Origin of the sequence: Streptomyces sp. NPDC035033 (assembly GCF_040636735.1) — a bacterium.
Taxonomy (GTDB): Bacteria; Actinomycetota; Actinomycetes; order Streptomycetales; family Streptomycetaceae; genus Streptomyces.
The window spans coordinates 1-13,616 of sequence record NZ_JBEZUZ010000137.1; the positions used below are offsets into that span (position 1 = coordinate 1).

Genomic DNA, 13,616 nt, shown 5'->3' on the forward strand with positions numbered 1-13,616 from the left:
CTGCTCATGGACGTCCTGAAGGTGCTGGCGCCCAAGCAGCGCAGCGTCGTGGTGCTGCGGCACTGGGCCCGTGCCCCGGATGGCCGCCCGCCGCCGCCGGCCCGCTCCCCAGACAGACGAAGAGCGCGGCGAGGAGCGTCGCCACGGCACTCACCAGTGCCAGGGGACGCGCGTGCCGGGACGGGCGTTCGAGCCGCAGGGCTCCCATGGGCGCAGATCGTAGTGGGCGGGGCGGCTCCGTGGGCCGAACGGGGTAGGACTTCCGGAGGTCCTCGGTTACCTGTGTCACACCCGAACAGGCAGTATGGGTGTGCAACGTGCGCGAAACCATGTGGTGGGATGCTCAGGTGCCCCCCGATGTGCCCGAGGCGGTGGGAGCAGGCGGCCTGACCAGCGAGGATGGGTGTGGAAATGGACAAGCAGCAGGAATTTGTGCTCCGTACGCTCGAAGAGCGCGACATCCGCTTCGTGCGCCTGTGGTTCACCGACGTGCTCGGCTTCCTGAAGTCGGTCGCCGTCGCCCCCGCCGAGCTGGAGCAGGCCTTCGACGAGGGCATCGGCTTCGACGGCTCCGCGATCGAGGGCTTCGCCCGCGTCTACGAGTCCGACATGATCGCCAAGCCGGACCCGGGCACCTTCCAGATCCTGCCCTGGCGGGCCGAGGCGCCCGGCACGGCCCGGATGTTCTGCGACATCCTCATGCCGGACGGCTCGCCGTCCTTCGCGGACCCGCGCTTCGTCCTCAAGCGGGCCCTCGCCAAGGCGTCCGACCTCGGCTTCACCTTCTACACCCACCCCGAGATCGAGTTCTTCCTGCTGAAGGACAAGCCGCTCGACGGTTCGCGCCCCACCCCGGCCGACAACTCCGGCTACTTCGACCACACCCCGCAGAACGTGGGCATGGACTTCCGCCGCCAGGCCATCACCATGCTCGAATCGATGGGCATCTCCGTCGAGTTCTCCCACCACGAGGGCGCCCCGGGCCAGCAGGAGATCGACCTCCGCTACGCCGACGCGCTCTCCACCGCCGACAACATCATGACCTTCCGCCTGGTCATGAAGCAGGTCGCGCTGGAGCAGGGCGTCCAGGCCACCTTCATGCCGAAGCCGTTCTCGGAGTACCCCGGCTCGGGCATGCACACCCACCTCTCCCTCTTCGAGGGCGACCGGAACGCCTTCTACGAGTCGGGCGCCGAGTACCAGCTCTCCAAGGTGGGCCGCTCCTTCATCGCGGGCCTGCTGAAGCACGCGGGCGAGATCTCCGCCGTGACCAACCAGTGGGTCAACTCGTACAAGCGGATCTGGGGCGGCTCCTCCCGCACCGCCGGCTCCGGCGGCGAGGCCCCCTCGTACATCTGCTGGGGCCACAACAACCGCTCCGCCCTCATCCGCGTCCCCATGTACAAGCCCGGCAAGACCGGCTCCTCCCGCGTCGAGGTCCGCTCCATCGACTCCGGCGCCAACCCCTACCTGACCTACGCGGTCCTCCTCGCCGCCGGTCTCAAGGGCATCGAGGAGGGCTACGAGCTCCCCGCCGGCGCCGACGACGACGTCTGGGCCCTCTCCGACTCCGAGCGCCGCGCGATGGGCATCGAACCCCTCCCGCAGAACCTCGGCGAGGCCATCGCCCTCATGGAGAAGTCCGAACTGGTCGCCGAGACCCTCGGCGAGCACGTCTTCGACTTCTTCCTGCGCAACAAGAAGCAGGAGTGGGAGGAGTACCGCTCCGAGGTCACGGCCTTCGAGCTGCGGAAGAACCTGCCGGTGCTGTAGCCGCGGGCCGGAGCGGGCAGAGCCGGGAACCGGCGCTCAGGGCCGACGGTGACGGACCGTCGGCCCTGAGCCGTCTCCCTCGCCCCGGGCCGTCCCCGGGCCGTCCATGGGCCGTCCCCGGGCCGCCGGACGTCGAACCGGGTCTCCGCGGAGCCCGTCCACGACCCGGCGGACCGGCCGTTCTGCCGGTCCTTCGACGGCGGGTGACGGGGGAATTCCCTTGCCGCCGGGGGCCGGTGTCCCCAGACTGCGGTGCGTGAAGACCGAGACCGCCGCCACCGAGCGGCTGCTGCTGCGTCCCCTGACCGTGCCCGAGGGGGAGCGGGTCGTCGCCCGGGTGGTGCTGCCGGGGGAGCGGTGGGCGGAGGGGTATCCGGGGGTGGGTGACCTCGCCTCCGTGAGTTCGTTCCTTCGGGGATGTGCCGAGCACGGGGATCCGGGGCCGTACCGGACGTATCAGATACGGCTGCGGGGGAGCGGGCTCGTCGTCGGCGGGATCGGGTTCCACGGGCCGCCGGGGGCGGACGGGGGCGTGACCGTGGGGTACGGGATCGTGCCGGGGGAGCGGGGGAAGGGGTACGCCTCCGAGGCGCTGGCCGCGGTGGTCGGCATCGCCCGGGAGGCGGGGGCCACCGTGCTGCGGGGCGACGCCGATCCCGGCAACGTCGCCTCCCACCGGGTGATGGAGCGCGCCGGGATGCGGCGCGCGGGAGAAGGGGACGGGCTGGTGCGGTTCCTGGTGGAGCTCGGGCCGCGGTAGCCCGGCGGCGCTCAGCGTTCGGAGAGTTCCGAGGGGGCCTCCTGGACCACCCACCCGTTGCCGTCGGGGTCCTCGAAGGCGAGGAAGGAGTTCCAGGTGTCGCCCTTGCCCTCCTCCCAGCCGTCCGGACCGACGTGCATCACGGGGGAGACGTCGACGCCGGCCCCGACGAGCGCGGCCCGGGCCGCCTCGATGTCGGTGACGCACAGCTGGAGGCCGTGCAGGCCGCCCGGGGCCGTCGTCCTCGTGCCGGGCATCGGCGGCATGCCGGAGAGCAGCGCGATGGAGCAGCGCGAGCCGGGCGGGGTCGCCTGGACGATCCGCGTCCCGGGCGCGACCTCGTCGTCCAGGTCGACGACGAAGCCGCACTTCTCGGCGTAGAACTCCTTCGCCCGGTCCACGTCGGTGACGGGGACCGGGACGACTTCCAGTGTCCACTTCATGGGACCACCGTCCCGCACCCGGCCGCGCTCCGCACCTCCTCCACGCGGAGGACCCGGCGGAGGACCCGGCGGAGGATCTGACGCAGGACCTGACGGAAAACCTCCTTGCCCCCGACCGGGTGACCTGATCGTTTCGTTCGAGGGGCGGGAACGATCGGGAACGACCGCTTCGGCGTCACACAACCTCCCTATAGTGACCACGCGTTGGCCGCACACCGCAGGAGACAGGACTGATGACGCCCTCCCCGTCCGCACGGCCGCCCGCCCCCGATCCGGCACCCCCGTCCGGGTGCCCCGCGGCCGTCCCGCTCTCCGGCCCCGGCTTCCAGGCCGACCCGCAGGCCCTCTACCGGGCCGTGCGCCGCGACCACGGCCCCGTCGTCCCCGTCGAACTCCCCGGCGGCCTCCCCGCCTGGCTGGTCGTCGGCTACCGCGAGGTCCACCAGGTCACCAGCGACCCCGAACTCTTCCCCCGGGACGTCGGCCTGTGGAACCAGTGGCCGCACGTCCCCGACGACTGGCCGCTGCTCCCGATGGTCGGACGGCCCCTGCCCTCGATCTACTTCACCGCCGGCGAGGAGCACCGGCGCCACGTCCGGATGGTCGTCCCCGCCCTGGAGGCCGTCGACCCCTTCGAGCTCCGCGGCCACGGCGAGCAGCTGGCCGACCGGCTCGTCGACGCCTTCTGCGCCCGCGGCACCGCCGACCTCGTCGTCGACTTCTGCGAACCCCTCCCCGTCCTCGTCCTCGCCCGGCTCGTCGGCTTCCCCGACGCCGAGGGCGCCGACATCGCCCGGGTGCTGAAGGACCTCGCCGACGGCGGGCCCGGGGCGCAGAGCGCCCACCGGCGGTTCGGCGCCCACATGGCCCGGCTCGTCGCCGCGAAGCGGGCCGAGCCCGGCGACGACGTGACCTCCCGGATGCTCGCCCACCCCGAGGAGTTCACGGACGAGGAGTACGCGCTCGACCTGATGGCGATCACCGCCGCCGGGCACCTCACCACCGCCGACTGGATCGGCAACTCCGTCCGCCTGATGCTCACCGAGCCCGACTTCGCCGACTCGATGGCCCACGGCCGCCGCAGCGTCGCCGACGCCATGACCGAGGTGCTCTGGGAGGACGGCCCCACCCAGATCCTCGCCGGCCGCTGGCCCGTCCGCGACACCCGCCTCGGCGGGCGGCGGATCAAGGCCGGCGACCTGCTGCTCCTCGGCCTCGGCGCCGCCAACACCGACCCGGTGGTCCGCCGGGGCGCCCCCGGCGCCACCCCCTCCGAACGCGGCGGCGCCGGCGCCCACCTCGCCTTCAGCCACGGCGAGTACCGCTGCCCCTTCCCCGCCCAGGAGATCGCCGAGACCATCGCCCGCACCGGCATCGAGGTCCTGCTCGACCGGCTGCCCGACCTCGAACTCGCCGTCCCCGAGAGCGCACTGGTCCGCCGCCCCTCCGCCTTCCTGCGCGGCACCACCGCCCTGCCCGTCCGGTTCACCCCCGTACCCCCGACTGGAGTCCCCTCGTGACCTGCCCGTACACGGCCGCCCAGGGCGCCGCCCCCGTCGTCATCGACCCGATGGTCACCGACCTCGACGGCGAGACCGCCCGGCTCCGCGCCGCCGGCCCGCTGGCCCGCGTCGACCTGCTCGGCGTGCCCGCCCTGGCCGTCACGCGCCACGCCGACGCCCGGCGCCTCCTGGTGGACCCCCGCCTCGTGAAGGACCTGAACGCCTGGAGCCTGTGGACGAGCGGGACGGTCACCCACGCGTGGCCGCTCATCGGGATGATCGACGCCGGCCGGTCCATGTTCACCGTCGACGGCGAGGAGCACCGCCGGCTGCGCGCCAAGACCTCCCAGGCGCTGACCCCGCGCCGCCTGGAGGCGATCCGCCCCGCCATCGAGAAGTTCACCGCGGAACTCCTCGACGCCCTGGAGGACGGCGGCCGGGACGGCGCCGTCGTCGACCTCAAGTCCGTCTTCGCGCAGCCGCTGCCCATGCGGGTCGTCGGCATGCTGATGGGCGTCGACCCCGAGGCGAACGCGATGCTCACCCGGCAGTACAAGAAGTTCTTCTCGATGCTCACCCCGCAGGAGGAGCGGCTCGCCCTCCTCGCCGAACTCGACGTCTTCTACACGGAGCTGGTCCGCGCGAAGACCGCCCTGCCCACCGACGACCTGACCTCGGGCCTCATCCTCGCCGACGAGGGCGGCGAACCGCTGACCGAGGAGGAGGTCGTCGGCAACCTCAAGGCGCTGGTCGCCGCCGGACACGAGACCACCATCGGGCTCATCCTCAACGCCGTGCGCGCCCTGCTCGCCCACCCCGACCAGCTCCGGGCGGTGCTCGCCGGGGAGGTCTCCTGGGAGGCGGTCATCGAGGAGACCCTGCGCTTCGACACCCCCACCACCCACCTCCTGATGCGGTTCGCCACCGAGGACATCGAGGTCGGCGACGCCGTGATCCCGAAGGGCGAGGGCGTGGTGATCTCGTACCGGGCGATCGGCCGCGACCCCGAGCGGCACGGCCCGGACGCCGACGTCTTCGACGTCACCCGCCCGGCCCCGAACCGGCACATGACCTTCGGTCACGGCCCGCACATCTGCCCCGGCGCGGCCCTCTCCCGCATCGAGGCGGGCATCGCCCTGCCGGCCCTCTTCGCCCGCTTCCCCCGGCTGCGCCTCGCCGTCCCCGACGCCGAGCTCCGCAACCTGCCGGTGATGACCCAGAACGACCTGGAGTCCTTCCCGGTCCTCCTCGACGCCTGAGCGCCCGGCCGGTCAGGCCGTCGGGGCCGGCGGGGGGCCGGGCGTCCAGTGCAGCCGGCCGTCCTGGCCGAGCGCGGCCACCCCGCCCGGGCCCGCCGCCGGGGCGCCCGCGAGCGGGAAGTCGAGGACGCGCCAGGTGCCGCCGCCCGGGAGCGGGACCACGGCGAGCCGGCCGGTCCGCGAGCGGGCCGCGACCAGGCCGTCCGCCGCGCTCACCGGGCCGAAGCCCGCGATGCCGCCGGCCGGCGGGGTGACCGGGGCGAGCTGGACGGTGCCCGCGAAGTCGGCCGCGCGCGGCTCGCCGGTGGCCGGCACCCGGGACCAGAGCCGGATGGCGTCGCCCGTCGGCGCCGGGCCCGCGCTCAGCGCCAGCGTGGTCGCCGGCAGCCCGGTCGGCAGCGGACCGGCCACCGGGCCGCCGTCGGACGCGCCGGTCCACATCAGGACCGAGCGGGGCGTGCCCGCGAAGACGTAGGTGCGGCCCCGGGCGTCGGTCGCCGCCACCGGGTCGCCGTGCAGGTCCGCCCCGCCCAGCGCCCGCCACGGCCCCCAGGCGCCGCCCGGCGTCCGCTCCCGCCCGGCGAGCCGGTGGTCGCCGTCGCGCAGGAAGAGCGAGACCCGTCCCGTGCCGTCCACGGTCACGGCGGGCGCGCTGATGTCCGGCGTCCGGTCCGCCTCGTCCGGCCGCCCCGGCGTGCCCAGCGAGCGCCACGGTCCGAACCGGCCGCCCGGCGCCGTCTGCTCGACCGTGACGACCTCCCGCCGGTAGCCCGCGGGCCCGGTGAAGGAGGTCCGGGTGCCGAAGACCGCGATCCGCCCGTCCGGCAGCCGTACCGAGCCGACCCCGCCGTCGAGCCCGCCGCCGGCCAGCAGTTCGGGACCCCGCCAGGCGCCGCCGGGCGGCCGGTGCCAGGTCGCCAGGTGCCCGTCCTGGACGCCGAAGGCCAGCAGGCCGCCGTCCGCGGCCGGCTGGAGCCAGCCCGTCGAGGAGCCGCGCGCGTACCGCACCGTCCCCGTCCAGCCGCGCCCGCTCGGCCGGCCCGACGCCTTCAGGTCGCCGCAGCCCGCCGGGCTGCCGCAGTCCTCCCCGTCCAGCCACGCGTACGTCTTCAGGCTGCGCAGCTTCTCCTCGGCGGTCCGGCTGTCCAGGGCCCGGGGCAGATCGGTGTTCGGGTAGCCCATGTAGCTCTGCACGCCGACGTGCGGGTGGCCGGGCCGCTCCGCGTACCGGGCCAGCGCCGCCTGCACGAACCGCGCCCCGTACGCGTGGTCCTGGTGGTCCCGCAGCCGCCCCTTCGCGTCGGTGCCGGGCGTCGGGTCGAGGGTGCGGACGAAGGTCGGCCGGAAGCGGTCGAGCAGCCCCGTCAGGGTGGCCACGACCTGCTCCTTGGAGTACGCGAAGTCGGCGGCGACCGGCGTCCCCGAGGAGAGCTGCGAGCCGAGCGCGGGGATCCGGCCGTGCCACAGGCCCCGCAGGCTCACCGGGCGGTCGGCGGAGGTCGCGCCGGCCTCGCACAGCTGGAGCCAGACCAGCCGCACCTCGGGCCGGGCCCGCAGGACGTCCAGCTCGGCCGCGCCCCCGCCGGCCGTGGGGATCACGGTCCGCTCCCAGGGGCTGGAGCGGTCGCCGGTGGCCATCTCGGCGTACGCGGCGCGGATGCCGTTCTGCCGGGCCTCGGCGAACGCGGGCTTGTCCGGCACGGCCACGGCGGCGGCCCGGCCCGCGCGGGCGTTGACGCCGTTCGACTCGCCCGCCGTCAGGTACACGGTGGTCAGCGGGGCCCGGTCGGCCAGCGACTGCGCGGTGTCCGGGTTCATGAAGTACAGGTCGTCGTCCGGGTGGGAGACGAACTGGACGACGGAGAGCGGGGCGGCGGCGCGGGCGGCCGGGTCCTTCTCCCGCGCGTCCCGGCCCGGCGTCCGGACGGCGCCCCGGGCGGCGCTCCGGGTCGCCTGCGGGTCCGGCGCGGCGGGCTTCCGGACGCCCGGGGTCCGGTCGGCGGGATCCTGGCCCCGGGCGGAGGCGGGGGTCTGGGCCTGGACCCGTGCCGCGCCCGGTGCCGGGTCCTCCTGGGCGGCCGTCGCCGTGAGTACGCCCGCGAGGGTGCCACCGGTCAGCGCGGCGACCGTCACCGCGGTCACGACGGACCGGCGGTGACGGGAGGGGCGTATGAGGCTGGAGAGGCGGCGTACGGGCATGGGCGCGGGAGGCTTTCTCTACCGGGGCGACGCGGGACGCGCCGAGGGCGACGGGCGTCCGTGACGGCGGCGGCGACGGGACGAACGACTCACATGGGTACAGGGCCGGAACGGCGGACGGGTTCCGAAAAGGCCCCGATGTGCCCGAGGTCACGTGTGATCCGTGCCGGATCCGGGCAGACGATCACGCCTTCCCGCCCCCTCCCGCCGCCGGTCCCGAAGGCCCCGCCGCCCCGCGTCCGGCGGGCCCGGCGCCCTCCCCGGCTCCGCCGCGCACGCCCGCTCCCGTCGCTGCGGATAGGCTCGATCCGTTCGGGCGTGCGGCGGCTGGAGGGAGCGGCGGAGATGACGGTGCCGGGGCGCAGGAGCAGTACGTTCTCACGGCTGCTGCGGCACGGGTTCACCGATCCGTCCGGGGCCGAGCGGCTGCTGGACCTGCCCGGACTCGCCGCGCTCCGCGGGGACCCCGTCCTGCTCGACGCGCTGGGCGCCACCGCCGACCCCGACCTCGCGCTGCGCGGCCTGGTCCGGCTGGTCGAGGCGCAGCCCGAGGCCGAGCGGCAGAGGCTCACCACCACCCTGCTGTCCGCCAAGCCCTTCCGGGACCGGCTGCTCGGGGTGCTCGGCGCCTCGGAGGCGCTCGCCGACCACCTGGCCCGGCACCCGAAGGACTGGGAGACCCTGGTCACCTACGAGGCGGTCGACCTGCACCCGGGGATCACCGAGTTCGAGCGGGGGCTCGCCGAGGCGGCCGACCCGGTGGCGCTGCGGGTCGCCTACCGCCGCTGCCTCCTCGGGATAGCGGCCCGGGACGTCTGCGGCACCACCGACGTCGCCCAGACCGCCGCCGAGCTGGCCGACCTGGCCACCGCCACCCTGCGGGCCGCCCTCGGCCTCGCCCGGGCCGCCGCCCCCGCCGACGCGGCCCTGTGCCGGCTCGCCGTGATCGCCATGGGCAAGTGCGGCGGCCACGAGCTGAACTACGTCTCCGACGTGGACGTGATCTTCGTCGGCGAGCCGGTGGAGGGCGCCGACGAGGCCAAGGCGCTCCAGGCCGCCACCCGGCTCGCCTCCCACCTCATGCGGATCTGCTCCGAGACCACCGTCGAGGGCACCATCTGGCCGGTCGACGCCAACCTCCGCCCCGAGGGCCGCAACGGCCCGCTGGTCCGCACCCTCTCCTCCCACGTCGCCTACTACCAGCGCTGGGCGAAGACCTGGGAGTTCCAGGCCCTCCTGAAGGCGCGGGCGGTGGCCGGCGACCCCGAGCTGGGGAGCGCGTACATCGACGCCGTCTCCCCGATGGTCTGGCAGGCCGCCGAGCGGGAGAACTTCGTCACCGACGTGCAGGCCATGCGCCGCCGGGTCGTCGCCACCATCCCGGCCGACCGGGTCGACCGCGAGCTGAAGCTCGGGCCCGGCGGCCTCAGGGACGTCGAGTTCGCCGTCCAGCTGCTCCAGCTGGTGCACGGCCGCAGCGACGCCACCCTGCGCGGCGGCTCCACCCTGGACGCGCTCGCCGCCCTCGCCGCCGGCGGCTACGTGGGCCGCGCCGACGCGGCCCAGCTGGACGAGGCGTACCGCTTCCTGCGCGCGATGGAGCACCGCATCCAGCTGTACCGGCTGCGCCGCACCCACCTCGTCCCGGAGGGCGAGGAGGACCTGCGCCGCCTCGGCCGCTCGCTCGGCCTGCGCACCGACCCGGTCGCCGCGCTGAACAAGGAGTGGAGGCGGCACGCCGCCGTCGTCCGCCGCCTCCACGAGAAGCTCTTCTACCGCCCGCTGCTCGACGCCGTCGCCCAGCTCGCCCCCGGCGAGATCCGGCTCAGCCCCAAGGCGGCCGGCCAGCGCCTCGAAGCCCTCGGGTACGCCGATCCCGCCGCCGCCCTGCGCCACCTGGAGGCGCTGGCCTCCGGCGTCAGCCGCAAGGCCGCCATCCAGCGGACCCTGCTGCCGGTGCTGCTCGGCTGGTTCGCCGACTCCGCCGACCCGGACGCCGGCCTGCTGGGCTTCCGGAAGGTCTCCGACGCGCTGGGCAAGACCCCCTGGTACCTGCGGCTGCTGCGCGACGAGGGCGCCGCCGCCGAGAACCTGGCCCGGGTCCTCTCCGCCGGCCGGCTCGCCCCGGACCTGCTGCTGCGCGCCCCGGAGGCCGTCGCCATACTCGGCGACCCCGAGGGGCTGAAGCCGCGCGGCCGGGACCACCTGGAGCAGGAGGTGCTCGCCGCCGTGAACCGCGCGGACGACGCCGAACAGGCCGTCGCCGCCGCGCGCGGGGTGCGCCGCCGCGAGCTGTTCCGCACCGCCGCCGCCGACCTCATCGACTCGTACGGCACCGAGGACAGCCCCCGCACCGGCGACCCGGGCGCCCTCGTCGACCGGGTCGGCGAGGCCGTCACCGACCTCAACGCCGCCACCCTCGCCGGCGCCCTGCGGGCCGCCGTGCGCGCCGAATGGGGCGACGAACTCCCCACCCGCTTCGCGGTGATCGGCATGGGCCGCTTCGGCGGACACGAGCTGGGCTACGGCTCCGACGCCGACGTCCTCTTCGTGCACGAGCCGCGCGAGGGCGTGGACGAGCAGGAGGCCGCCAAGGCCGCGGGCCGGGTGGTCACCGAGATGCGCAGGCTGCTCCAACTGCCCACCACCGACCCGCCGTTGCTCATCGACGCGGATCTGCGCCCGGAGGGCAGGAGCGGCCCCATGGTCCGCACCCTCGCCTCCTACGGGGCCTACTACCGCCGCTGGTCGCTGGTCTGGGAGTCCCAGGCCCTGCTCCGCGCCGCGCCGATGGCGGGCGACGCCGACCTCGGACGGCGGTTCACCGAGCTGATCGACCCGCTCCGCTACCCCGCCGGGGGCCTCGGCGAGGACGCGGTCCGCGAGATCCGCCGCCTCAAGGCCCGGATGGAGTCCGAACGGCTGCCGCGCGGCGCCGACCCCACCCTGCACGCCAAGCTCGGCCGCGGCGGCCTCAGCGACGTCGAATGGACCGTCCAGCTGCTCCAGATGCGGCACGGCCACGCCGAACCGGGCCTGCGCACCACCCGCACCCGGGCCGCGCTCGCCGCCGCGCTCGCCGCCGGGCTGATCGGGGCGGAGGAGGCGCAGACCCTCGACGAGGCGTGGGTCCTCGCCACCCGGGTGCGCAACGCGGTCATGCTGGTCCGCGGCCGCCCCGGCGACACCTTCCCCACCGATCCCCGCGAACTGGCCGCCGTGGGGCGCTACTTGGGCTACGGCCCCGGTCACGCCGGCGAGATGGTCGACGACTACCGGCGGATCACCCGCCGCGCCCGCGCGGTCGTCGAGGAGCTCTTCTACGGCGCCTGAGTGTCGCGGCCGGCCGGGGCGCCCCGCCCCGGCCGCGCCCGCTAGGCTCGTGGCATGGCCCTGCTCATGAGTGACGTGGACCGGTTCGAGAAGGCGCGGCCCCGCCTGGAGGCCATCGCCTACCGGATGCTCGGCTCGTCGGCCGAGGCCGAGGACGCCGTGCAGGAGACCTATCTGCGCTGGCAGGCCGCCGACACCGGGCGCGTCGAGGTGCCCGAGGCGTGGCTCACCAAGGTCCTCACCCACTACTGCCTCAACCAGCTCACCTCGGCCCGCGCCCGCCGCGAGACCTACGTCGGTCAGTGGCTCCCCGAACCGCTGCTCGCCGGCGACCCGATGCTCGGCCCGGCCGACACCGCCGAGCAGCGCGAGTCCGTCTCGTACGCGGTCCTCGTCCTGCTGGAGCGGCTGACGCCGGCCGAGCGGGCGGTGTACGTGCTGCGCGAGGCGTTCGGCTACCCGCACAAGGAGATCGCCGAGATCCTCGACATCGGCGAGGCCGCCAGCCAGCAGATCCTGCACCGCGCCCGCAAGCACGTCGCCGCCGGCCGGGCCCGCGCCGAGATCGACGAGGCCGCCGCCCGGAAGGTCGTGGAGGAGTTCCTGGCCGCCGCCGCCAGCGGCCGTACCGAACCGCTCATCCGGCTGCTCACCCACGACGCCGTCGCGGCCGGCGACGGCGGCGGCAAGGTCCCCGCCCGGGCGAGCGGCTTCGTGGGCGCGAAGGCGGTCGCGGCGTTCCTGCGCGGCCTGTTCAAGCCGACCCCGGCCAAGCGGGCCCTGGTCGGCGGCGTCCCCGACCTGTACGCCGGGACCGCGAACGGCGAGCCGGCGGTCATCGTGGTCGTGGAGGGGCGGGTCGTCGGGATCTCCTGCCTGGAGGTCACCCCGGACGGCATCGTCGCCGTCCGCAGCCAGGTGAACCCGGACAAGCTGCACCGGGCCACCGAGCGCTGGGCCGCCGGGGAGCACGGGGCCCCGCTGTACACGCTCTGACCCCCCTCCTTCAGGTGTGACGCAGGTCACATGGGGATCCTGTCAGGGATCGCCGGGCTGTCCGGTTCAAGGGGCGAGACCGCGCCGGAGGGCGCGGCCCGACCGGACAGGAGCCAGTCATGCAGCAGCACCGCATCGTCGTCCTCGGCGCCGGCTACACCGGGGCCGTCGCCGCCGGCCGCCTCGCCCGCCGGCTGCACCGCGCGGACGTGAGCATCACCCTCGTCAACCCCGAGCCCGACTTCGTCGAGCGCGTCCGGCTGCACCAGCTCGCGGCCGGCCAGGACCTCGCCCCCCGCCCCTTCGCCGAGATGTTCGCCGGCACCGGCGTCGAGCTGGAGCTCGCCCGGGTCGCCGCCGTCGACGCCGACCGCAAGGCGGTCACCCTGGAGACCGCCGGCGGGCGCCGGGAGCTGGCGTACGACTCCCTGGTCTACGCCCTCGGCAGCGGCTGGGACGACGGGGGAGTGCCCGGCGTCGCCGACCACGCCCACGAGGTGGCGAGCCGCCCCGGCGCCCTCCGCCTCCGGGCCCGGCTGGCCGCGCTGGAGGCCGGCGGGACGGTGGCGGTGGTCGGCGGCGGCCTGACCGGCCTGGAGGCCGCCACCGAGATCGCCGAGAGCCGCCCCGACCTCCGGGTGTCCCTGGTCGCCCGCGGCGGCCTCGGCGACTGGCTCTCCGCGAAGGGCCGCGCCCACCTGCGGAAGGTCGTCGCCGGGCTCGGCATCACCGTCCACGAGCACGGGTCGGTCGCCGCCGTGGCCGCGGACCGGCTGACCACCGCCGACGGCACCGTCGTCCCGGCCGACGTCACCGTCTGGACCACCGGCTTCGCCGTCCACCCGATCGCCGCCGGCAGCGGTCTGGAGCTGGCCGCCGACGGGCGGATCGTCGTCGACGCCACCATGCGCTCGGTCTCCCACCCCGACGTCTACGCGGTCGGCGACGCGGCCCTGGCCCTCGGCCCCGGCGACAAGCCGCTCCGGATGTCCTGCGCCTCGGGCGTGCCGATGGCCTGGCAGGCCGCCGACGCCCTCGCCGCCCGGCTCGCCGGCGTCAAGGTGCCCCGGGTTCCCATCCGTTACGCCCAGCAGTGCGTCTCGCTGGGCCGCAGGGAGGGCCTGATCCAGCTCGTCACCGCGGACGACCGGGCCAAGGACACGGCCCTCACCGGCCGCCTCGCCGCCCGCTACAAGGAGTTCGTCTGCAAGGGCGCCGCCTGGGGCGTCGCCCACCCGACCCTCGGCCTCCCGGCCCGCCGCCGGCGCGTGGCCGCCGGGGCCGCGGGCGCGGGCGCCGAGTCCACGTCAGAGGCACACCAGGCCGGTTCCGAAATCCTCGTCGGCCTGGT

Annotated in this window: 9 protein-coding genes and 1 pseudogene; 8 read left to right on the forward strand and 2 right to left on the reverse strand. The window is 75.3% G+C overall.

Features of this window, described 5'->3' with window-relative positions; all coding sequences use genetic code 11:
• The 3 genes and pseudogenes from AB0E83_RS33105 to AB0E83_RS33115 form a co-directional block, all read left to right on the forward strand.
• Positions 1 to 72 (forward strand): annotated as a pseudogene (locus AB0E83_RS33105) (SigE family RNA polymerase sigma factor); the annotation flags it as partial.
• A gap of 339 nt (positions 73 to 411) precedes the next feature.
• Positions 412 to 1,773, forward strand: coding sequence for a glutamine synthetase family protein (locus tag AB0E83_RS33110; RefSeq protein ID WP_362120133.1), 1,362 nt, complete (start codon positions 412 to 414; stop codon positions 1,771 to 1,773).
• 256 nt (positions 1,774 to 2,029) lie between these two features.
• Positions 2,030 to 2,533 carry a GNAT family N-acetyltransferase gene (locus AB0E83_RS33115; RefSeq protein ID WP_362120134.1) on the forward strand — a complete coding sequence of 168 codons (504 nt, stop codon included), beginning with the start codon at positions 2,030 to 2,032 and terminating at the stop codon, positions 2,531 to 2,533.
• Between the two features lie 11 nt (positions 2,534 to 2,544).
• Here AB0E83_RS33115 and AB0E83_RS33120 read toward each other — a convergent pair whose 3' ends face one another.
• Complete coding sequence (locus AB0E83_RS33120; RefSeq protein ID WP_362120136.1) at positions 2,545 to 2,976, reverse strand: VOC family protein; 432 nt, start codon at positions 2,974 to 2,976, stop codon at positions 2,545 to 2,547.
• Between the two features lie 233 nt (positions 2,977 to 3,209).
• On the opposite strand from AB0E83_RS33120, the gene AB0E83_RS33125 reads away from it, so the two are divergent.
• Positions 3,210 to 4,496: a cytochrome P450 gene (locus AB0E83_RS33125; RefSeq protein WP_362120138.1), complete on the forward strand. Its 1,287-nt coding sequence runs from the start codon at positions 3,210 to 3,212 to the stop codon at positions 4,494 to 4,496.
• Positions 4,493 to 5,737 (forward strand): cytochrome P450, encoded by a 1,245-nt coding sequence (locus tag AB0E83_RS33130; protein ID WP_362120139.1) that lies wholly within the window; start codon positions 4,493 to 4,495, stop codon positions 5,735 to 5,737. The genes AB0E83_RS33125 and AB0E83_RS33130 overlap by 4 nt, the downstream gene beginning before the upstream one ends.
• A gap of 12 nt (positions 5,738 to 5,749) precedes the next feature.
• Here the strand turns inward: AB0E83_RS33130 and AB0E83_RS33135 are convergent, their stop codons facing one another.
• Positions 5,750 to 7,936, reverse strand: coding sequence for a PIG-L family deacetylase (locus AB0E83_RS33135; protein ID WP_362120141.1), 2,187 nt, complete (start codon positions 7,934 to 7,936; stop codon positions 5,750 to 5,752).
• 345 nt (positions 7,937 to 8,281) lie between these two features.
• On the opposite strand from AB0E83_RS33135, the gene AB0E83_RS33140 reads away from it, so the two are divergent.
• From AB0E83_RS33140 to AB0E83_RS33150, 3 genes are all read left to right on the forward strand, one after another.
• Entirely contained in the window at positions 8,282 to 11,269 is a 2,988-nt protein-coding gene (locus AB0E83_RS33140) for a bifunctional [glutamine synthetase] adenylyltransferase/[glutamine synthetase]-adenylyl-L-tyrosine phosphorylase (RefSeq protein ID WP_362120143.1), read from the forward strand.
• A 54-nt stretch (positions 11,270 to 11,323) separates the two neighbouring features.
• Complete coding sequence (gene sigJ, locus AB0E83_RS33145; protein WP_362120145.1) at positions 11,324 to 12,265, forward strand: RNA polymerase sigma factor SigJ; 942 nt, start codon at positions 11,324 to 11,326, stop codon at positions 12,263 to 12,265.
• Positions 12,266 to 12,384: 119 nt separating this feature from the next.
• The coding region (locus tag AB0E83_RS33150) for an FAD-dependent oxidoreductase (protein WP_362120147.1) at positions 12,385 to 13,616 on the forward strand (1,232 nt) is incomplete at its 3' end.